A 21,369-nucleotide genomic window follows, 5' to 3' on the forward strand; every position below is an offset into this window, starting at 1 on the left:
TTTTATGGATGCTGTGGCAAACCGCCTCCCGGCTTTTGATACCGACGCCCTGCTGTCGGAACTGGCCGCCTCGCGCTCACCGATACCGGTTGTAAAACCGTTGCTGAAGCGTCTGCAGGAGGAATCGTTTGCCTGGTTCCGTGAAACCCTCGACGCCACGACGCTGGTACACCACAGAGCCAGACTGATTGACCAGCTGCTGAACTGCCTGTGGCGCCATCAGGGTCTGCCCGCTGAGCATCTGGCACTGGTCGCGGTGGGCGGTTACGGCCGCGGCGAACTGCATCCTTTCTCCGATATCGACGTTCTGCTGCTGTGCCGCGACGAAGCCGCCATCAACCAGCACGCCGAGCGCTTACAGGGTTTCATCACCCTGCTGTGGGACATCAAACTGGATGTCGGCCACAGCGTGCGCACGCTGGATGAATGCGTCACCGAAGCTTCAAAAGACCTGACCATCATCACCAACATGATGGAAAGCCGCGTCATTGCCGGTGACAACGCTCTGCTGCACGATCTGAAACAGGCGACCGCCCCGGACCACATCTGGTCGGCGCGCGAATTTTTCGTGGCCAAGTGGCAGGAGCTGCGTGACCGCCACAAGAAGCACAACGACTCCGAATACAATCTGGAGCCCAACGTTAAGAATTCCCCCGGCGCCCTGCGCGACATCCAGACCATCAGCTGGGTAACCATGCGTCATTTTGGTCAGGGCAGCCTGAGCGCACTCGAAGAACGTGGCTTCCTGACGCCATTCGAACGTGAGCGCCTGCAACGCAGCCTGACCTTCCTCTGGCAGGTACGCTACGCCCTGCACATGCTGTCGGGCCGCGAAGAAGACCGTCTGCTGTTCGACCTGCAACGGGAAATCGCCGATTTACTGGGCTTTGAAGACGATAAAAAGCAGCGCGGGGTTGAGCACTTTATGTCGCGCTTCTACCGCAACCAGCTGGCGACCAACGAACTCTCCGACCTGTTGCTGCTGCACTTCAACGAAGATTTCATGAAGAGCGGCGAAGCCATCGAAACCGAAGTGCTGAATGAGCACTTCCTGCTGTTTAACGGCTTCCTGCAGCTGACCGACCCGGAGCTGTTCAAGAAAGATTCGTCCTGGCTGCTGCGCGTCTTTTTATTGATGACTCAGTCGCCAAAAGCCCGTGGCATTCATTCCGATACCATCCGCGCCCTGCGCGACCATCGTCATCTGATTGACGACGAGTACCGTACCAACCCGGACAACAACCGCATTTTTATGCAGCTGATGAGTAACCGCTCCCGCGTGGTACGCGAACTCACGCGCATGATGCGTTACGGCATTCTCGGCCGCTATATTCCGGAATTCGGCCGCATCATCGGCATGATGGAACACGACCTGTTCCATATTTACACCGTCGACGAACACAGCTTCCGCATGATGCGCTTCCTGCGTCATCTGCGTTTTGGCGATGTGCGCGAGCGCTTTCCGATTGCCTCCCGCGTCATCCATAAAGTACCGAAAAAAGAAGTCCTGTATCTGGCAGCGCTGCTGCACGACACCGGCAAGAGCCTTGAAGGCGATCACACCGTCAACGGTGGCGTTATCGCCGCCGTCTTCTGTCGTCAGCACAACCTGCGCCCGACCGAAAGCCACATGGTGGCCTGGCTGTGTGCCAACCACCTGCTAATGTCTCATGCGTCTCAGCGTCTTGACCTGAACAACCCGGAAGACATCCACATGTTCGCCCGGGAAGTCGGCGACCAGCATCATCTCGATATGCTGTATCTGATCTCCATTGCCGACATCGTCAGCACCAATCCAAAACTCTGGACCAGCTGGCGGGCCGAACAGATGCGCGACCTTTACCGCAATACGCAGGTTGCCCTGCGCCGCGGCCTCGGCAATCCGATCAATAAAGAAGACTGGATTGAAGAAATTCAGCAGGAAGCCATCCGCAAGCTGGTTAAGAAAGGCATGAGTGAAGAGCAGGTGCGCGCCATCTGGGGCGAACCCGGTGACGACTACTTCCTGCGTGAAGGCATCGACAATATCGTCTGGCAGGCAGAGGCCATTGCCGCGCACGGCCAGAGCACGCAGCCGCTGGTGTCGATACGCCAGACATCGGACCGTCAGTTTGAAGGCGCGACGCAGATCTTTATCTTTATGAAAGATCAGCTGAACCTGTTCGCCGCCACCACCGCGACGCTCGACCAGCTGAACCTGAACATTCAGGACGCCCGCATCATGACGTCCGAAAAGGAGCACAACGCGGTCGATACCTACATAGTGCTCGATGAGAACAACGAGCCGATCGAAGAGCCAGCGCGCATAGAACTGATCCGCAAGACACTGACCGAAGCACTGGCACATCCGGAAGATTACTCGACCATTATTCAGCGTCGCACGCCCAGAGCACTGAAGCAGTTCCAGGTAGAAACTCAGGTATCCATGAGTAACGACCCGGTGATGCACAGAACGGTGCTCGAAGTAATTGCGGCTGACCGGCCCGGCCTGCTGGCGCGCATGGGGGCCATTTTCGCTGAATTCGGTACCCAGATGCAGGGCGCAAAGATTCTGACCGAAGGCGAGCGGGTATCGGACATTTTCTTCATTCTTGACCGCAATGGTCAGCCGTTCTCGGATGCCGAACAGTGTCAGCTGCTTAAAGACGCGATCATTCGCGGACTCGACGAGCAGGTCGAGGCTCAGTCAGCGGTTTAACCTTAAAAATCGAACGATTCCTGCGAAAAAATGCGCTCCTGTTATCGATTACTTACCGCTAAATTAGCGTTATACGATCAGGAGCACTCCTATGAAAATCCGCGAACTGCAATCCATTATTCCGAGTCAGGCGACATCCGATGGCGATGGCGTGCGCATCCGCCGCGTGGCTATGTTCAACCAGCCAGTCACCGATCCGTTTCTGATGATCGACGAACTGTCTTCCGATAATCCCGACGACTTTATCGGTGGCTTCCCTCCCCATCCGCACCGCGGCATGGAGACCCTCACCTACCTTCGTCATGGCTCACTGGAGCATCGCGATCATCTGGGCAACCGGGGCATGATCAACAGCGGCGGCGCCCAATGGATGTCCGCCGGGCGCGGTATCATCCACAGCGAGATGCCGGCGCGGGAGATGAAACAGCTGCATGGTTTTCAGCTGTGGATTAATTTGCCAGCCGCCGAAAAAATGCAGGCCCCTAAATATCGTGATGTACCTGCCAGTGATATTCCGAAAACATGCGGAAACGGCTGGCAGGCGTCAGTGATTGCAGGTGAATGGACAATAGAGGGACAAGCCACTGCAGGGCCTTTGCTTGATCTGGCGGCCGGCGCCGCATATCTGGATCTTGAACTCGAAGCAGGCGCATCCGTCAGTATCGCGACCCCACACGATGAAACCGTAGTTGCTCTGATGTATGACGGACTTTTACAGACCACACCAATGGCGCCTGCAAAGTCGCTGCTGGTATTCGGCAAAGGCGATACGCTTCTGCTGGCGGCAAAGACCAGCACCAGAGCCATCCTGCTGCGCGGAACGCCATTGCGTGAGCCAGTGGTGCACTACGGTCCGTTTGTGATGAATACGGCGGAGGAGATCCGTCAGGCGATTGAGGATTACAACCGCGGCGATTTCGGCCGCAGCTGAACGGGGGTTGAGACTGCGAGGCCCAGAGAGATACACATCGAGATAAAACCAGAAGAGCCCGCGTTGCGGGCTTTTTGGTGCCCCATCAGGCAGAGGTTAGCAGGATTGCCCGGAGGTCTGTTTTCTGGAGATCCGTTCCTCCAAAGCCTTTTCTCCGGCCCACCTTAGATCCTGAGCTTGTCTGGGCCCAGGCAGCAACGTCATCGCACCACTTTTTCAATCGCCCAAAAAGAAAAAACCCCAGCAGGCTAGCCTACTGGGGTTTTAGATTAAGAGCTTGACGATGACCTACTCTCACATGGGGAGACCCCACACTACCATCGGCGATGCTGCGTTTCACTTCTGAGTTCGGAATGGATTCAGGTGGTTCCACAGCTCTATGGTCGTCAAGCAAACTGGTTTTTCACTTCCCCAGTCTTACCGCTTATTGCGTGCAGGAAGTAAAAAATTCGGTTGGATACATGAGTATAATTGGGATTCTCTTGCGAACCGGCGGTTGCCTGTTCTGTCTTTTAACTTAGGCTTGTATCACACACCAAGTTTGGGTGTTATATGGTCAAGCCTCACGGGCAATTAGTATCAGTTAGCTCAACGCCTCACAACGCTTACACACCTGACCTATCAACCTGGTAGTCTTCCAGGGCCCTTTAGGAAGCTTAAAGCTTCAGTGAGATCTCATCTTGAAGGAGGCTTCACGCTTAGATGCTTTCAGCGTTTATCCCGTCCGAACATAGCTACCCGGCAGTGCCACGGGCGTGACAACCGGAACACCAGAGGTTCGTTCACTCCGGTCCTCTCGTACTAGGAGCAACTCTTCTCAAATCTCAAACGCCCACGGCAGATAGGGACCGAACTGTCTCACGACGTTCTAAACCCAGCTCGCGTACCACTTTAAATGGCGAACAGCCATACCCTTGGGACCGGCTTCAGCCCCAGGATGTGATGAGCCGACATCGAGGTGCCAAACACCGCCGTCGATGTGAACTCTTGGGCGGTATCAGCCTGTTATCCCCGGAGTACCTTTTATCCGTTGAGCGATGGCCCTTCCATACAGAACCACCGGATCACTATGACCTACTTTCGTACCTGCTCGACGTGTCTGTCTCGCAGTTAAGCCGGCTTGTGCCATTACACTAACCTCCTGATGTCCGACCAGGATTAGCCGACCTTCGTGCTCCTCCGTTACTCTTTGGGAGGAGACCGCCCCAGTCAAACTGCCCACCATACACTGTCCGCAACCCGGATAACGGGCCGACGTTAGAACCTCAAACATACCAGGGTGGTATTTCAAGGATGGCTCCACCGAGACTGGCGTCTCAGCTTCAAAGCCTCCCACCTATCCTACACAGATATGTTCAAAGTTCAGTGCAAAGCTACAGTAAAGGTTCACGGGGTCTTTCCGTCTAGCCGCGGGAACGCTGCATCTTAACAGCGAGTTCAATTTCACTGAGTCTCGGGTGGAGACAGCTCCGCCATCATTACGCCATTCGTGCAGGTCGGAACTTACCCGACAAGGAATTTCGCTACCTTAGGACCGTTATAGTTACGGCCGCCGTTTACCGGGGCTTCGATCAAGAGCTTCGCTTGCGCTAACCCCATCAATTAACCTTCCGGCACCGGGCAGGCGTCACACCCTATACGTCCACTTTCGTGTTTGCAGAGTGCTGTGTTTTTAATAAACAGTTGCAGCGGACTGGTATCTTCGACCGGTCTCAGCTTACGGGGCAAGCCCTTCACCAAAACCGGCGCACCTTCTCCCGAAGTTACGGTGCCATTTTGCCTAGTTCCTTCACCCGAGTTCTCTCAAGCGCCTTGGTATTCTCTACCTACCCACCTGTGTCGGTTTCGGGTACGGTCTCTTTGTAACTGAAGCTTAGAGGCTTTTCCTGGAAGCTTGGCATCAACCACTTCGGACTCCGTAGAGTCACCGTCATCAGTTCTCAGCATTAAGATCCCGGATTTGCCTAAGATCTCTGCCTACCACCTTAAACACGGACAACCAACGCCGTGCTGGCCTAGCCTTCTCCGTCCCCCCATCGCATTACAAAGAGGTGCGGTAATATTAAACCGCTTCCCATCGACTACGCATTTCTGCCTCGCCTTAGGGGCCGACTAACCCTGCCCCGATTAACGTTGGACAGGAACCCTTGGGTTTCCGGCGAGGGGGTTTTTCACCCCCTTTGTCGTTACTTATGTCAGCATTCGCACTTCTGATACCTCCAGCCTGGTTCACACCTTGACCTTCAACGGCTTACAGAACGCTCCTCTACCATGCACAAAGTGCATCCGTAGCTTCGGTGTACAGTTTGAGCCCCGTTATATCTTCCGCGCAGGCCGACTCGACTAGTGAGCTATTACGCTTTCTTTAAAGGGTGGCTGCTTCTAAGCCAACCTCCTAGCTGTTTTAGCCTTCCCACATCGTTTCCCACTTAACTGTAACTTTGGGACCTTAGCTGACGGTCTGGGTTGTTTCCCTTTTCACGACGGACGTTAGCACCCGCCGTGTGTCTCCCGTGATTGAACTCATGGGTATTCGGAGTTTGCAAAGGGTTGGTAAGTCGAGATGACCCCCTAGCCTTAACAGTGCTCTACCCCCCATGGTTAGACACGAGGCGCTACCTAAATAGCTTTCGAGGAGAACCAGCTATCTCCGGGCTTGATTAGCCTTTCACCCCTATCCACAAGTCATCCCCTACCTTTTCAACGGGAGTGGGTTCGGTCCTCCAGTTGATGTTACTCAACCTTCAACCTGCTCATGGATAGATCGCCCGGTTTCGGGTCTATACCCAGCGACTGAAACGCCCATTTAAGACTCGGTTTCCCTACGGCTCCGCTATTCGCTTAACCTTGCCACTGAATATAAGTCGCTGACCCATTATACAAAAGGTACGCAGTCACCGAACTAAGTCGGCTCCCACTGCTTGTACGTACACGGTTTCAGGATCTATTTCACTCCCCTCACAGGGGTTCTTTTCGCCTTTCCCTCACGGTACTGGTTCACTATCGGTCAATAAGTAGTATTTAGCCTTGGAGGATGGTCCCCCCATATTCAGACAGGATACCACGTGTCCCGTCCTACTCGATTTCACTGCTTATAGGTTTTCGTATACGGGGCTATCACCCACTACGGCCGCACTTTCCAGAGCGTTCTACTAACCACAAAACAGCTTAAGGGCTGGTCCCCGTTCGCTCGCCACTACTTAGGGAATCTCGGTTGATTTCTTTTCCTCGGGGTACTTAGATGTTTCAGTTCTCCCGGTTCGCCTCTTACACCTATGTATTCAGTGTAAGATACCCGCCTTATGACGGGTGGGTTTCCCCATTCAGAGATCTCCGGGTCAAAGGTTATTTGCCACCTCACCGAAGCTTATCGCAGGCTATCACGTCTTTCATCGCCTCTTATTGCCTAGGCATCCACCGTGCACGCTTAGTCACTTGACCATATAACCCCAAACCGTTTCATTCGCTACAAGCTATGAGCAAGGAAACTTTCATGGCTGGAATTATTAAGTTAATCGATCAAGCAACCGCCGGTTCGCTTGAGAATCTCAATTAATTCTCATGTATCCAAATTTTTAAAGAACAACACAAAACCACGAGGGTTCGTGTAAAAGCATTTAAGCAATTCGTGTGAGCACTTATCTGAGATGAGCGAAGTATCGTTTAAGGAGGTGATCCAGCCCCAGGTTCCCCTAGGGCTACCTTGTTACGACTTCACCCCAGTCATGAATCACTCCGTGGTAAACGCCCTCCCGAAGGTTAAGCTATCTACTTCTGGAGCAACCCACTCCCATGGTGTGACGGGCGGTGTGTACAAGGCCCGGGAACGTATTCACCGTGACATTCTGATTCACGATTACTAGCGATTCCGACTTCATGGAGTCGAGTTGCAGACTCCAATCCGGACTACGACCGGCTTTGTGAGATTAGCTCCACCTCGCGGCTTCGCAACCCTCTGTACCGGCCATTGTAGCACGTGTGTAGCCCTACTCGTAAGGGCCATGATGACTTGACGTCGTCCCCGCCTTCCTCCGGTTTGTCACCGGCAGTCTCCTTAGAGTCCCCAACTTAATGATGGCAACTAAGGACAAGGGTTGCGCTCGTTACGGGACTTAACCCAACATTTCACAACACGAGCTGACGACAGCCATGCAGCACCTGTCTCACGGTTCCCGAAGGCACTCCCGCATCTCTGCAGGATTCCGTGGATGTCAAGAGTAGGTAAGGTTCTTCGCGTTGCTTCGAATTAAACCACATGCTCCACCGCTTGTGCGGGCCCCCGTCAATTCATTTGAGTTTTAATCTTGCGACCGTACTCCCCAGGCGGTCTACTTATCGCGTTAGCTTCGTTACCAAAGGATCAAGTCCCCCGACAACTAGTAGACATCGTTTACGGCGTGGACTACCAGGGTATCTAATCCTGTTTGCTCCCCACGCTTTCGCACCTCAGTGTCAGTATCAGTCCAGGTGGTCGCCTTCGCCACTGATGTTCCTTCCGATCTCTACGCATTTCACCGCTACACCGGAAATTCCACCACCCTCTACTGTACTCTAGCTTGCCAGTTCGAAATGCAATTCCCAGGTTAAGCCCGGGGCTTTCACATCTCGCTTAACAAACAACCTACGCGCGCTTTACGCCCAGTAATTCCGATTAACGCTTGCACCCTCCGTATTACCGCGGCTGCTGGCACGGAGTTAGCCGGTGCTTCTTCTGTCGGTAACGTCAATCTCCGCAGTTATTAGCTACGAAGCCTTCCTCCCGACTGAAAGTGCTTTACAACCCGAAGGCCTTCTTCACACACGCGGCATGGCTGGATCAGGCTTGCGCCCATTGTCCAATATTCCCCACTGCTGCCTCCCGTAGGAGTCTGGGCCGTGTCTCAGTCCCAGTGTGGCTGATCATCCTCTCAGACCAGCTAAGGATCGTCGCCTTGGTGGGCCATTACCCCGCCAACTAGCTAATCCTACGCAGGCTCATCTGATAGCACGAGGTCCGAAGATCCCCCGCTTTCCCCCGTAGGGCGTATGCGGTATTAGCAGTCGTTTCCAACTGTTGTCCCCCACTACCAGGTAGATTCCTACGCGTTACTCACCCGTCCGCCGCTCGTCAGCACCCGAAGGCCTGCTACCGCTCGACTTGCATGTGTTAAGCCTGCCGCCAGCGTTCAATCTGAGCCATGATCAAACTCTTCAGTTTAAAGTGTTTCGACCAGCGGAATTTGCTGATCTAAATCTTGCTCAAGAATAAAACTGTCAACTTTCACGTAAATGAATTTCGACGAGTTCTTACTTGAAATTTTGTGTCTCCACATCATCTCAGTAAGCACCCACACGAATTACTTAATGCTGATTTTTAAAGAACTTCGCTTCGGCGTTCGCTCAAAGCAGGCTGCGTATTCTACAGCGTCCGTTTTCAATGTCAAGCGTTATTTTTAAAATTTCTTTTAAATTCAACCACTTAACACAACTTCAACAACTTAGCGCTTTTGCTTAGCTCCTGAAGCAGGCCGAGCATTCTATGCTCACTTTTGACTTTCGCCAGTGCCTTTCTTCAGATTTTTTTCTTACTCACTAAGGCTTGAGAAGCTTAGATGAGGTTCGAAAAAACGCGAGGTTTTCGCTCTCAGCTGCCTTGCCTGCTGGCCTTGCTGCTTGAGAGGCGCGCATTATAGGGCTGCCAGTTTTTGGGTCAACACCTTTTTTGAAAAAATTTACAGCCTCCTCTTTAAGGGGGCGTATACTTGCGTTCCTGTTGGGTCGGTCAACTTTCCGGCCTTCTATAAATAAGGGCAGGCCTGTTTCGCCTGACTCCTGAACACTTGAGGTTTCCGATGACTGAAAAAGCCGTCGTCATTTATTCCGGCGGGATGGATTCATTCACCATCCTTAATAAGGCAAAGCAGGAAGGCTACGAGCTGTATGCACTGACCTTCGATTATGGTCAGAAGCACAAGAAGGAAATTGAGTACGCCAGCCGCGTGTGTGCGGAGCTGGGTATCGACCACCGCATCATTGATATCACAGCCATCAATCAGCTGCTGCAAAGCTCATCTTTAACCTCTGAGAAAGACATTCCGGAGGGTCATTACGCTGACGACAATATGAAGTCGACCATGGTGCCGAACCGCAACATGATCCTGCTGTCGCTGGCCATTGGTTATGCCGTCGACATTGGTGCGTCCAAAGTATTCTATGGCGCCCACTCCGGCGACCACGCTATCTACCCGGATTGCCGCCCGGAATTTGTCGAAGCCATGAACGCTGTATCGCAAATCGCGAACTACGAGCCGATTGAAATCGTTACGCCTTATCTTAAAGGCGACAAGATCAGCATCCTGGCCGACGGCCTGGCAATGGGGCTGGATTACGGTAAGTCCTGGACTTGCTACAACGGTCGCGAGAAAGCCTGTGGCAAGTGCGGCTCGTGTGACGAGCGCCTTGAGGCATTCCGCCTGAACAACGCCAAAGATCCGCTGGCATACGAGACCGACGTATGAGCCGCGGCGAATACCGGGTCAAAGAAATTTTCTACACCCTGCAGGGTGAAGGCGCTCAGGCCGGGCGCCCTTCTGTGTTCTGCCGGTTCAGCAAATGCAATTTGTGGAACGGTAAAGAAGAAGGACGTGCAGCGGCCATCTGCAACTTCTGCGATACCGACTTCGTCGGTACCGACGGCAGCAATGGTGGCAAATACAGTAAGGAAGCACTGGTCACTATGATCAGTTCGCTTTGGCCAGATCACTCTCAGGGCAAACCTTATGTCGTGTGCACCGGTGGCGAACCGCTGCTGCAGTTAGATGAAGCGTTAATCAGTGCGCTGCATGACGCCGGTTTCGAAGTCGGCGTTGAAACCAATGGCACCCTTGTGGCACCACAAGGTATCGATTGGCTGTGCGTCAGCCCGAAAGGCGCATCTGAGATTGTGATTAAAGCCTGTGATGAGTTGAAACTGGTGTACCCGCAGGCAGATGCCATGCCGGAGCGTTTCAGTGAGATCAAAGCAACGCACTATTATCTGCAGCCAATGGCGGACTACGCCCCGCTGATTCTGGCCAGCGACAAACTGCAGGGAGCAAAAGACGGCTTATCCGTGAACAACACACGGGCGACCGTTGATTACTGCATGAAGAATCCGAAATGGAAACTGAGCCTGCAGACCCACAAACTTCTGGGCATCGAATGATGCTCAGAAGTCAGCCAGCATAACCACTTTATCCGGCAACATGCCCTGCTCGTAGCGGGTATGTACATCACGAACCTGACTCATCCCCACCACCTCAACGGGCAAACCGGCCAGCTTTCCGCCATCAATCGCCGCAGCAATCTCACGCAATGCCTGTCCAAGCGCCGGACGACCAACACCGTTCAACAATGGCAACAGAATGAAAATGGCGTGCAATGTCAGCGACTTGGCGTGTGCCAACGCAAGCTCGTGCTGTCCGCGCGCATTAATAGTGGCCACCTGACCGTAAACGTCCGCCAGTCCCAAAGCGCTCTGCAACCCCGATGTGCCAAAGGTATCCAGTACAAAGGGGTACTTAGTACCCGAGGCGATGTGAGCGGCGATGTCGGCATGCAGACAAGCTTCGGCACCAAACTCACGCACTCGCTCAAGTCGCTGAGCCGTTCCTGCTGAGCCGGCCACACGGCATCCGCGCAGATTCGCCATCTGGCAGGCCATCAATCCGACGGCTCCCGATGCGCCGACCACAAACACCGCATCGCCGGCCTGAGGGTTCAGACGCTTGAGTACCGCATCGGCCGTTAACGCCGCAATCGGCAGCGTGGCACTTTCGGCAAGCGAGATGGACGCCGGGGCGGGCGCCAGCAGAGCGGCATCGGCCACCATAAATTCGGCAAGCGCACCGCTGTGTCCTTTGACCCCACCGGCACAGCCAAAGACGGCGTCACCAACATTGAATTCGCTGACGCCTTCACCGAGCGCCTCGACAATTCCACTGACATCACAACCAATAACACCGGACTCCGGCGCAATCGCGGCGATGCCCGCACGAATCTTGGTATCGATCGGATTAAAGCCTGCCGCCATCACCCGGATCAGCACCTGCCCTGCACCAGGCTGCGGGCGTTCAACGTCGCTTAGCTGCAGAACATCAGGGCTTCCTGTCTGGGTCATGCGCCAGGCTTTCATCATCATCGGCTCTCCGGCATGGTCAGCACGACGGGCACTGACACCTGATTAACGATCTGATCGATCACCTGCCCGATCAGTTCTTCACGACCACTGCCCGCGTGGAAACTGGCAAACACGGTGCGTCCAATGACGGGAGCACCCGGAACTATGTGCAAACGACCGCTATCCACATAAGGGCGGATCAGACTGGCCGGCAGATACGCCGCACCGCCATTGCTGAGAATGCAATCGAGTGCGATACGACCGGTATTGGTTTGCAGAACAGGGGGCCGCGCTCCTTTGAATTCCTGCGCATGCTGTATCTGGAAGGATGTGCCCCAGTCGACCAGCACATAGTTGCCCTCAAGCGCGTCCTGCCAGGAGGCCGATTCTTCGGTCGCCACCAGATACAGAGGAATGCTCATGACTTCTATGGTGGTGAGTTCATCGACCTTAGGGGCATCAAACACGAAAGCCAGATCCAGCGTCCGCTCGATGATCTGACGCACCAGATTGCCGCTCGAATGCGCAACCGCATTCAGAGCAATGCCAGGCGCTGTATTCATCAGCATACTGAGTTGTTGCTGCAGGAAGGCATCCCACAGATTGGGCGTGGCACCGATCGACATCTGCTGATTTTTGCCGTCCGCCATGGCCACTTCCTGACGTATACGCTGTTCAAGAAGCACGCTGCTTTCAGCCAGAGGCATGAGCTTCTCACCGGCCGGTGTGAGCTGAATATTGTTACGCTGACGGGAGAAGAGTTCGACGCCAAGCAGGCCTTCCAGCTGGCGCACCCTGAAGCTGACTGCAGACTGCGTGAGATAAAGGTTTTCTGCAGCCTTGCCGAAGTGCCGGGTGCGGGACACTTCCATAAAAGTTTTGAGCAGCTCAGTGTCCATTTTGATAAATAATATATTTCTTCACGATAAGATTTTTTTGTTTTACCGGCGTGATATGCCTGACCATACTCCGCCCGAAAATTACCTTATCGCGATAGTAGGTGCAGAATGGACAATATCCAAGAGAAGAGTTTTGTCTGCGAAAAAAAGTTTTTTGACGACCGCAACTTTCCGCGTGGCTTCCAGCGTTCCGGTGATTTCACCCGTTCGCAGGCCCAGATTCTGGAAAGCAAAGGCGTAGCCATGAAAGCCCTGCACGAAGGCAGCCGCGCACCTGCTACTAAAGAAGAAGAGCAGTTTGTTGCTGTTTGCCATGGTCAGGCCAAGCCAAGCACAGAAACCGAAAAAACCTGGGCAATCTACCTGACTGCCCTGCGCCGTAAGCAGATCTACTTCACTGCTTCGTCTGCCGCCGTTGCCGAAGGTGGTTCTGACGGCATGGATTCCGATGACTAAGCCAGCTCTTGGCTACATCGAAGAAATCCAGCTCCCTGACCTTGGTATTGCCTGCAATGCCAAGGTCGACACAGGCGCCTGCACCAGCAGCCTCCACGCCGAACTGATCGAACCGTTCTCCCGCCATGACCAGCTCTGGGTCCGCTTCCACGTCCGCTTCAGCAGCCCTGTCGCCGATATCGACCAGACCTGCGAAGCTGTGGTCATAGCACAGCGCACCATCGCCAGCTCAAACGGCCAGCGTGCCAAGCGTTACATCATCGAAACCCTGCTCAGCGCCGGCGGCCAGTCGTGGCCGATTGAAGTGAGCCTCAGCGACCGCGGCAGCATGAAGTATCCGATGCTGATCGGCCGCAAAGCCATCGCCGGGCGTTTTGTGGTCGACGTCTCTGACGACACCAACGACAACGACGAACTCTGACCTTTCGGCGTCCGAGTTCAGTTACAGGCGTTTACAAGCCAGCCCCCCTCACATAAGATGCTTGCCCTTCCGGGCAGCTATAGCTGCCTTTTTGCGTTTCTGAGGAATAGAGCGATGCAAGCGATCATGAACACCTACGGGCGTTTGCCGGTAACTTTTGTAAGCGGTCAGGGCAGCTGGTTGTTGGACTCTGAAGGCCGACGCTATCTGGACGCGCTCAGTGGTATTGCCGTGTGCGGACTGGGTCATGCTCACCCCGCTGTATCTGCTGCTATCCGTGAACAGGCTGACAAGCTGATTCACACCTCAAACCTGTACAGCATTGAACGTCAGCAGGCGCTGGCGGACGCACTGGTGCGCGTTTCCGGCATGGACAATGTGTTCTTTTCGAACTCAGGTGCCGAAGCCAACGAAGCGGCCATTAAAATTGCGCGTAAATACGGCCATGACAAAGGCATTCACGAGCCCGTGATCATTGTTATGACCAAGGCCTTCCATGGCCGTACCATGGGTACCCTGACCGCCACCGGCAACACCAAAGTGCAGGAAGGGTTCGGCCCGCTGCTGAACGGTTTTATCCGCGTGCCGTACATGAATCTGGACGCCATCCGTCACGTAATCGCGGCGAACGCCAACGTGGTCGCTGTGATGCTGGAGCCTGTACAGGGCGAAGGCGGTCTGGCAACAGCGCCGGCTGATTACCTGAAAGGCGTGCGCGCCCTGTGCGATGAACACCAGCTGCTGATGCTGATGGACGAAGTGCAGACCGGCAACGGCCGTACCGGTACCTATTTCTGCTATCAGCATTACGGTTTTAAACCGGATGTGGTCACCACCGCCAAGGGTCTGGGCAACGGCGTGCCGATTGGCGCCTGTCTGGCGCAAGGTGTTGCCGCCGACGTCCTGAAGCCGGGTAATCACGGCTCAACCTACGGTGGCAACCCACTGGCCTGTGCCGCAGCACTGGCCGTGGTGGAAACGATTGAAAAAGAAAACCTGTGCAAGAACGCAGAGGTTATGGGCGCCTACCTGCGCGACGGCTTTACCAAACGCCTCGCCGGCAGTGCACGTCTGAAAGAAATCCGTGGCCTTGGTCTGATGATCGGTCTGGTCCTGAATCAGGACTGCCCGACCATGATGGCCGATGCGCTGAAAGAAGGTCTGCTGCTCAACGTTACCTCTGGCAATGTTGTGCGTCTGCTGCCGCCGCTGAATGTGACGCAGGCCGAAGCGGATCAGATTATCGAGACGGTGAGCCAACTGATTGAGGCGCTCAGTTAAGTCTGAAGAAGGAACCAGTGTGAGACATTTTTTAACTCTGTTGGACTTTTCACCAGAAGAGCTGAATTGGCTGATTGAACGGGCCATTGAACTGAAACAGATGCACAAGCGTGGTGAGGTTTACGAACCTCTGAAAAACCGCGTGCTGGGCATGATTTTCGAAAAGTCGTCCACCCGTACCCGGGTGTCATTCGAAGCCGGCATGGCGCAACTCGGTGGCCATGCCATTTTCCTCTCGCCGCGCGACACTCAGCTCGGCCGCGGTGAGCCGGTTGAAGACAGCGCCCGTGTGCTGTCACGCATGGTCGATGTTGTCATGATCCGTACCTTCGAGCACGAGATCGTGGAGCGTTTCTCAGCCTTCTCTGAAGTGCCTGTGATCAACGCCCTGACCAACGACTTCCATCCGTGCCAGCTGTTGGCGGATATCCAGACCTACGTCGAACATCGCGGTTCGATTAAAGGCAAAACCGTGGCCTGGGTAGGCGATGGCAATAACATGTGCCAGTCCTACATCAACGCCGCGCAGCAGTTTGATTTTCACCTGAACGTGGCCACCCCCGAAGGGTACGAGCCATCGGCGTTTCTGGTGAAGGAAGCCGCTGACCGCGTCAGCCTGTTCCGTGACCCGAAAGACGCGGTAAAAGGCGCCGATCTGGTGGCCACGGACGTCTGGGCCTCCATGGGCCAGGAAGATGAACAGGCCGAGCGCGTGCGCATCTTCCGTCCGTATCAGGTGTCACGCGAACTGCTCGATCTGGCGAACCCGGACGTGCTGTTCATGCACTGCCTGCCCGCTCACCGTGGCGAGGAAGTGTCGGAAGATCTGCTCGACGATCCACGCGCTGTGGTCTGGGACGAAGCAGAAAACCGCCTGCATGCGCAGAAAGCGCTGCTGGAATTTCTGCTCTGTCAGGAAGAATAAAAGGCCAGACAATAAAAAAGCCGGGGAAACCCGGCTTTTTTATGCCTGTTTTTCATGTCTGTCTGGCACATGAATCCGGCGCCTGAGTCAGGCACCTGCGCTGGCGGTAGCCAGCACTGTGATGGTCTGCTCCGGATCAGCAACGACACGATTGCGGCCACAGCGCTTGGCTTCATACAGCAGACGATCGGCACGGTTGATCAGCTCATCCCCTTCTTCACCCGGAATGTACTGAGTGACGCCCACGGAGACCGTCAGCGGCAGAGCCTCCTCCGAGAAGCGCTGCTCCAGCACCTGACTACGGATGCGGTTAAGCGCATGCTCGGCCGCCGCCAGCGTCAGACCGCTGAGCAGCAATACAAACTCTTCGCCACCATAGCGTGCCGCCAGATCCACTTCCCGCACCGATAACCGCAGCAGCTGCGCCAGCTCGGTCAGCACCTGATCGCCGATGCGGTGGCCGTGCTGGTCGTTGATCTGTTTGAAATGATCGAGATCGACAAAGGCCAGTACGAACGGCAACCCCTCGCGGTTGGCCAGTGCCCGGCTCTTTTCTAACGAACGCAGCAGATAACGCCGGTTGTACAAACCCGTCAGTTCGTCGGTGACCGCCAGTTCTTCAATGCGCCCCATGGCACGGCGCAGCTCACGGTTTTTCTGGCGGTAGGCTTCGCGCAGCAAGGCCACTTCGCGCCCGAGAAAGCTGTAGGCCACCAGACTGGCAAAAAAGGCGGCGCCCAACACAGCCTCTTCCGCTGCCGGCCGGGTAAAGCCCTGGTTGTGCAGAACCGCCAGCATCACACTGGTGTAGGCCGCCATTGTGAACAGAGACACCCCAAGGAATCCGCGCCAGGTCAGTCGGAAAACGCCATACGGCATAACGGTCATGTAGCCCAGCAAGGCGATGGTCCGGTATTGCTGACAACACATGAGCGCCAGCGAGATAAACAGCACTGCCCAGCACATGAATACCGGGGTCATGCCCGGGTCTTGATAACCCCGGCTGTGACCACGCATGACCCAGGCGAGCAATGCCAGCTGACCCAGCCAGTAAACGCCAATGATGGTCAAAAGAGGGGTAATGGAATGCCCGTCCTGACGGATCAGGGCAGAGACAATGAACAGAGCGGAAAACAGTGCAGCACCGATACTGGCCAGGCCATGGCGACGTAAAATGTCCTGCTGGAAGTGCTTCATGCTGTCATCCGTCCTTTGCAGCGAAGGACGGATTATAGGGACATTTTCACCGGCGGCTATGTCATTTTGCGTTAAAAATAAGCAGCCGGTGGCTGACTTTTATCGTTTGTCCGCTTCGGCAATCAGGCGCTGCTGCGCACCCGCTCGACAGCACTGAGCCAGCCCTTGTACAGCCGCTCTCGCTGCTCATCCGCCAGTGCCGGACGGTACGCCTGATCATGCTGCCACAAGGCTTCAAGCTGGCTTAAATCGTCGTATACGCCACACTGCAGACCCGCCAGAAACGCCGCACCGAGGGCGGTGGTTTCGGTGACTTTCGGGCGCGCAATGTCGACCCCGAGAATGTCGGTCAGGAACTGCACCAGCCAATGGTTGGCCACCATGCCACCATCCACACGCAGTGAATCGGGTTCCACACCATCCTGATGCATGGCCTCCAGCAGATCACGGGTCTGATAACACACCGCCTGCAGACCAGCGGTCACGATTTCTTTGATACCTGTGTCCCGCGTCAGCCCCATGATGGCGCCGCGCGCCTGTGGGTCCCAGTAAGGCGCTCCCAGGCCGGTAAAGGCCGGCACCATGTACACCGGATTTTCGTAGCCGGTGGCCTCCGCCAGACTCTGGGTTTCGCAGGCACTGCGGATCAGATGCAGACCATCGCGGATCCATTGAATGGTGGCCCCGGCCATAAAGATCGAACCTTCGATGGCATAGGTGGTTTCACCCTTGAGGCGGTAGGCGACGGTGGTCAGCAGCCGGTGTTGCGACGTCAGCGCCTGGGTGCCTGTGTTCATCACCATAAAGCAGCCGGTGCCGTAAGTACTTTTTGCCATGCCGGGGCGGAAACAGGCCTGGCCCACCAGAGCCGCCTGCTGGTCGCCGGCCACGCCACCGACCGGAATCGCGGCACCCAGCCACTGCGGATCAATCACACCGTAATCAGCCGCGCTGTCACGCACGTCAGGCAGTAATGCCCGTGGAATGCGGAACAGCTCAAGGAGCTCGTCGTCCCAGCCTTGCTGGTGAATGTTGAACAACAAGGTGCGTGAGGCATTGGAAGCGTCGGTGGCATGCACGCTGCCATTGGTCAGACGCCAGAGCAGAAACGTATCAACGGTACCAAAGGCCAGCTCGCCGCGTTCGGCGCGCTCACGGGCTCCGTCAACGTTGTCGAGAATCCAGGCGAGTTTGGTGGCCGAAAAATACGGATCGAGCAGCAAACCGGTACGGGCGGTGATGCGCGCTTCCAGTTCAGGGTCACCCTCTTTCAGCGACTGACACAGCGCAGCGGTACGGCGGTCCTGCCAGACAATGGCGTTGTACACCGGCTTACCGGTGGCCCGTTCCCAGACCAGCGTGGTTTCCCGCTGATTGGTGATACCGGCGGCGCGGATACGCGCCAGATCGACCCCGGCCACGGCTTCACGTGCCGCCTGCAACGTGGTCGACCAGATTTCTTCAGGATCGTGCTCTACCCAGCCCGGCTGCGGAAAATGCTGTGTGAACTCGTGCTGACCGACGGCCTGAATACTGGCCTGCGTAGTGAACAGAATCGCGCGGCTGCTGGTTGTTCCCTGATCAAAACTGAGCAAAAAATCCGCAGAATTGCCTGACATGGTAAGTTTCCTTTTATTTTTTCGGCGAAGTGTACTGGCCCCCTCAGCCAACACCAAATTTTTGCCTATCCTGTCGTTCATCTTTTCCGTTGCGTGTTGAAGCGCTAACATTAAAAACCGCATCAACCATGAAATTTTCTCATCCGGATCGCTATGCTCGATATCAAACATCTGCGCACACTGGCAGCCCTGCGGGACGGCGGCACCCTGGTCGAAGCCGCCCGGCGCATGCACCTGACGCAATCGGCGCTGTCGCATCAGCTGAAAGATCTGGAAGACCGCCTCGGCGTTTCCCTGTTTCTGCGCAAAACCAAACCCCTGCGCTTCACCCGCGCCGGGCTGGAGCTGCTGCAACTGGCCGATCAGGTCCTGCCGATGATGCGTCAGTCCGAGCGCAACCTGCAGAAAATGGCCGGCGGACACAGTGGCCGCCTGCACATGGTGATTGAGTGCCACAGCTGTTTCGACTGGCTGATGCCGGCCATCAACAGCTTCCGCGATCACTGGCCGGAAGTGGAAATCGACCTCAGCACCAGCTTTCACTTCGATCCGATTCCGGCACTGACCCGCGGTGATGTCGATCTGGTGGTTACGTCGGACACAGGCGCCGAAGGCGATATTCACTACCAGCCGCTGTTCCGCTATCAGTCGGTGCTGGCAGTTGCCAATCAACACGCACTGGCCCGGCAAGACTGTATTCAGCCGCAGGACCTGGCCGGAGAAACCCTGATTCACTACCCTGTGGACCGTCGCCGTCTGGACGTGTTCGAACGCTTCCTGACGCCGGTAGGCATTGAGCCACTGGCCACCCGCCAGACCGAATTAACCCTGATGATGGTGCAGCTGGTTGCCAGCGGCCGCGGCGTGGCTTGCCTGCCGAGTTGGGCACTGCAACCGTATCTGGACGCCAGCCTGATTACCGCACGCCCGCTGGGCGAAAAAGGTGTGTGGCCTGTGTTGTATGCTGCGGTGCGTAAAGATCAGGCCGAAGCGGCTTTTATTCAGGATTTCTTCCAGCAGGCGCACGATACCTGCTTCCGCAATCTGCCGGGCATTCTGCCGGTAGAGGAGTCTTGAACTGCCGGGCGAACGCCGGCCAAAAAAAAGGGCTCTGAATCAGAGCCCCAAAAAAGCGAATAATTTCGCTACATTCTCACCACGTCTCCTAGGGATACGCGGGGCATATAGTGCCGTTTCAATTCAATGCCGTCTGTTGCGTAAGAGTGAACTTCTGTAACCGATTGTATCGGTAATCATTCCGAATGGCGGCGGGGCCAGATCAGGCTGAAACGGGCACCACCCAGCGCATCACTGCGCCCTACCATGGCACGCCCGCCATGCCAGTAAGCGATTCGCCGTACGATGGAAAGCCCCAGACCATAGCCGCCGGAGCTGCGGGTGCGGCTGTCGTCCAGCCGCGCAAACGGGGTAAACACACGGTCCCACTCTTCCTCGGGAATGCCCGGGCCGTCATCTTCAACATCCACCCGGCAGGTGTCAGATCCGACATTGCACACCACCCGCACGCGGCTGGTAGCGTAGCGCCCGGCATTGCCGACAAGATTCTGAATAGCGCGGTGGATATAACGGGGCTCCACTTCAGCGAACAGGGCACTGTCCGGCGAATCACCGCTGTAACTGACTTTTACATGAGCCGGCGGCCGGGCCTCTTCCACCACCTGAGAGGCAATATCGGCAATGTTGGCGCGCTGGAAGTCGAGCAGCGGGCCGCCTTCCTCCAGACGGGCGTAGGTCAGGATCTCATCAATCAGTTCATCGAGTTCCTGAATATCCGAGTCCATGCCATTGAGTTGTTTGGAAATAAACGGATCGTCGGCCACGTCTTCGATGATCTGCATACCGAAACGGATGCGCGCGACCGGCGTGCGCAGCTCGTGCGATACCGCGCGCACCATTTCGCGCTGAATCGATATCAGACGCTGTATGTGTTCAGCCATTTTGTTGAACGCTACGCCCAGACGACTGACCGGGTCAGCACCTGTGATCGCCACCCGCGCGTTCATGTGGCCCTGCGCCAGACGGCTGGTCGCCTGCTCAAGTTTGCGCAGCCGGATCTCAAACGAGTTCACCACCCAGTACACCCCGAGGCCCAGCATCATAAAGCCGATAATGGCGATGATGATGATGGCTTGCCACGAATAGGGGTTGAAGCCTTCAATCGGACCAAGTCGCAAGGCACGCGGCTGCCCGGGCAGTTTGGCCAGAGCCTCGGCCTGACTGCCTTCAATGAATATACGGGCGAGCACATCGCCGTACTGCATACGCGCGTAATCGGCATCCGACAGAAACAGATCATCCATCGGCACCACCGACAGCGGAAAACCGAAATACGGCTGCATGCGCTGAATGAAGCTCTCGATGGGCTCGCCTGAGCTCTGCCAGTCTTCCAGCAACAGATACGCCGTTGCCTGCGCCTGCACCTCAGTAACCGTATTCACACTGACTTCCATCAGGGCGTCGTCGTTCAGGGTGTACAACAGACGGGCCGTACGACCAGCGTTGGTGGTGTCGATCAGCACCTGACCACGGGCGAGGCGGTCACGACGATACTGATCGTCGGGTACGTCATCGGGGGGAAGAATGTGAATGTCGGCGTCAAAACGGGCAGACAGATCGGCAAGCGCTGCCGGATCTTCGCGCAGACGCTGGGCAAGCAGGTAGAGGCTGCCCTCCACCATGTCCTCATTAAACTGAGCGGTGCGGACAAAGTTCACCAGCTGCAGGGCTGCCACACAGACGATGCCCACCATCAGCAGAGCGCCCAACAGCCCGGAGTAGACCCGG

Annotated in this window: 14 protein-coding genes and 3 rRNA genes; 9 read left to right on the forward strand and 8 right to left on the reverse strand. The window is 55.8% G+C overall.

All coding sequences use genetic code 11. The features are described from left to right. The first annotated feature begins 13 nt into the window (after window positions 1–13). A complete protein-coding gene (gene glnD, locus ACQUQU_RS11010; RefSeq protein WP_430459736.1) occupies window positions 14–2,698 on the forward strand; it encodes a [protein-PII] uridylyltransferase in 2,685 nt (894 codons plus the stop codon). A 91-nt stretch (window positions 2,699–2,789) separates the two neighbouring features. Further along, entirely contained in the window at window positions 2,790–3,629 is an 840-nt protein-coding gene (locus ACQUQU_RS11015; RefSeq protein WP_430459737.1) for a pirin family protein, read from the forward strand. Between the two features lie 275 nt (window positions 3,630–3,904). Here ACQUQU_RS11015 and rrf read toward each other — a convergent pair. The 3 genes from rrf to ACQUQU_RS11030 form a co-directional block, all read right to left on the reverse strand. Then, a 5S ribosomal RNA gene (gene rrf, locus ACQUQU_RS11020) occupies window positions 3,905–4,020 on the reverse strand. Window positions 4,021–4,181: 161 nt separating this feature from the next. Beyond that, window positions 4,182–7,070 (reverse strand): 23S ribosomal RNA (locus ACQUQU_RS11025). A 223-nt stretch (window positions 7,071–7,293) separates the two neighbouring features. After that, a 16S ribosomal RNA gene (locus ACQUQU_RS11030) occupies window positions 7,294–8,826 on the reverse strand. Together the 16S, 23S and 5S rRNA genes form the textbook arrangement of a ribosomal RNA operon. Before the next feature lie 634 nt (window positions 8,827–9,460). Here ACQUQU_RS11030 and queC point away from each other — a divergent pair. Together queC and queE are read left to right on the forward strand one after the other, a co-directional pair. Further along, entirely contained in the window at window positions 9,461–10,126 is a 666-nt protein-coding gene (gene queC / locus ACQUQU_RS11035) for a 7-cyano-7-deazaguanine synthase QueC (RefSeq protein ID WP_430459738.1), read from the forward strand. Next, window positions 10,123–10,812 (forward strand): 7-carboxy-7-deazaguanine synthase, encoded by a 690-nt coding sequence (queE, locus tag ACQUQU_RS11040; RefSeq protein ID WP_430459739.1) that lies wholly within the window; start codon window positions 10,123–10,125, stop codon window positions 10,810–10,812. The genes queC and queE overlap by 4 nt, the downstream gene beginning before the upstream one ends. 3 nt (window positions 10,813–10,815) lie before the next feature. On the opposite strand, the gene ACQUQU_RS11045 is transcribed toward queE, so the two are convergent. After that, complete coding sequence (locus tag ACQUQU_RS11045) at window positions 10,816–11,787, reverse strand: alcohol dehydrogenase catalytic domain-containing protein (protein ID WP_430459740.1); 972 nt, start codon at window positions 11,785–11,787, stop codon at window positions 10,816–10,818. Beyond that, window positions 11,784–12,638, reverse strand: a complete 855-nt coding sequence (locus tag ACQUQU_RS11050) for a LysR substrate-binding domain-containing protein (RefSeq protein WP_430459741.1) — start codon at window positions 12,636–12,638, stop codon at window positions 11,784–11,786. Before ACQUQU_RS11050 ends, ACQUQU_RS11045 begins: the two co-directional genes overlap by 4 nt. Window positions 12,639–12,773: 135 nt before the next feature. Between ACQUQU_RS11050 and maoP the strand changes: the two genes are divergently transcribed. The 4 genes from maoP to argF all read left to right on the forward strand — a co-directional run bounded on the left by maoP (window position 12,774) and on the right by argF (window position 15,748). Beyond that, window positions 12,774–13,121 carry a DUF413 domain-containing protein gene (gene maoP / locus ACQUQU_RS11055; RefSeq protein ID WP_430459742.1) on the forward strand — a complete coding sequence of 116 codons (348 nt, stop codon included), beginning with the start codon at window positions 12,774–12,776 and terminating at the stop codon, window positions 13,119–13,121. Further along, entirely contained in the window at window positions 13,114–13,542 is a 429-nt protein-coding gene (locus tag ACQUQU_RS11060) for an ATP-dependent zinc protease family protein (RefSeq protein ID WP_430459743.1), read from the forward strand. The genes maoP and ACQUQU_RS11060 overlap by 8 nt, the downstream gene beginning before the upstream one ends. 114 nt (window positions 13,543–13,656) lie before the next feature. Next, on the forward strand, window positions 13,657–14,823 hold the full coding sequence (locus tag ACQUQU_RS11065) for an aspartate aminotransferase family protein (protein ID WP_430459744.1): 1,167 nt from the start codon (window positions 13,657–13,659) through the stop codon (window positions 14,821–14,823). A gap of 19 nt (window positions 14,824–14,842) precedes the next feature. Next, the gene (gene argF, locus ACQUQU_RS11070; protein ID WP_430459745.1) at window positions 14,843–15,748 is read left to right on the forward strand and encodes an ornithine carbamoyltransferase; all 906 of its coding nucleotides are present in this window, start codon (window positions 14,843–14,845) and stop codon (window positions 15,746–15,748) included. 87 nt (window positions 15,749–15,835) lie between these two features. Here the strand turns inward: argF and ACQUQU_RS11075 are convergent, their stop codons facing one another. Both ACQUQU_RS11075 and glpK read right to left on the reverse strand, forming a co-directional pair. Next, window positions 15,836–16,945 carry a GGDEF domain-containing protein gene (locus ACQUQU_RS11075; protein WP_430459746.1) on the reverse strand — a complete coding sequence of 370 codons (1,110 nt, stop codon included), beginning with the start codon at window positions 16,943–16,945 and terminating at the stop codon, window positions 15,836–15,838. A gap of 122 nt (window positions 16,946–17,067) precedes the next feature. Continuing rightward, window positions 17,068–18,564, reverse strand: coding sequence for a glycerol kinase GlpK (gene glpK / locus ACQUQU_RS11080; RefSeq protein ID WP_430459747.1), 1,497 nt, complete (start codon window positions 18,562–18,564; stop codon window positions 17,068–17,070). A 153-nt stretch (window positions 18,565–18,717) separates the two neighbouring features. On the opposite strand from glpK, the gene ACQUQU_RS11085 reads away from it, so the two are divergent. Next, window positions 18,718–19,641, forward strand: coding sequence for a LysR family transcriptional regulator (locus ACQUQU_RS11085; protein ID WP_430459748.1), 924 nt, complete (start codon window positions 18,718–18,720; stop codon window positions 19,639–19,641). 176 nt (window positions 19,642–19,817) lie between these two features. Here ACQUQU_RS11085 and ACQUQU_RS11090 read toward each other — a convergent pair whose 3' ends face one another. Beyond that, window positions 19,818–21,350, reverse strand: coding sequence for an ATP-binding protein (locus tag ACQUQU_RS11090; RefSeq protein WP_430459749.1), 1,533 nt, complete (start codon window positions 21,348–21,350; stop codon window positions 19,818–19,820). Between the last annotated feature and the right edge of the window lie 19 nt (window positions 21,351–21,369).

It is taken from the genome of Thalassolituus sp. LLYu03 (genome assembly GCF_050507655.1).
In the GTDB taxonomy this organism is placed as follows: domain Bacteria; phylum Pseudomonadota; class Gammaproteobacteria; order Pseudomonadales; family Oceanobacteraceae; genus Venatoribacter.

Coding starts and splice junctions, on each gene's coding strand:
- ACQUQU_RS11015 (WP_430459737.1), top strand. CDS start 2,790: ATGAAAATCCGCGAACTGCAATCCATTATTCCGAGTCAGGCGACATCC.
- queC (WP_430459738.1), top strand. CDS start 9,461: ATGACTGAAAAAGCCGTCGTCATTTATTCCGGCGGGATGGATTCATTC.
- queE (WP_430459739.1), top strand. CDS start 10,123: ATGAGCCGCGGCGAATACCGGGTCAAAGAAATTTTCTACACCCTGCAG.
- ACQUQU_RS11045 (WP_430459740.1), bottom strand. CDS start 11,787: ATGATGATGAAAGCCTGGCGCATGACCCAGACAGGAAGCCCTGATGTT.
- ACQUQU_RS11050 (WP_430459741.1), bottom strand. CDS start 12,638: ATGGAAGTGTCCCGCACCCGGCACTTCGGCAAGGCTGCAGAAAACCTT.
- maoP (WP_430459742.1), top strand. CDS start 12,774: ATGGACAATATCCAAGAGAAGAGTTTTGTCTGCGAAAAAAAGTTTTTT.
- ACQUQU_RS11060 (WP_430459743.1), top strand. CDS start 13,114: ATGACTAAGCCAGCTCTTGGCTACATCGAAGAAATCCAGCTCCCTGAC.
- ACQUQU_RS11065 (WP_430459744.1), top strand. CDS start 13,657: ATGCAAGCGATCATGAACACCTACGGGCGTTTGCCGGTAACTTTTGTA.
- ACQUQU_RS11075 (WP_430459746.1), bottom strand. CDS start 16,945: ATGAAGCACTTCCAGCAGGACATTTTACGTCGCCATGGCCTGGCCAGT.
- glpK (WP_430459747.1), bottom strand. CDS start 18,564: ATGTCAGGCAATTCTGCGGATTTTTTGCTCAGTTTTGATCAGGGAACA.
- ACQUQU_RS11085 (WP_430459748.1), top strand. CDS start 18,718: ATGCTCGATATCAAACATCTGCGCACACTGGCAGCCCTGCGGGACGGC.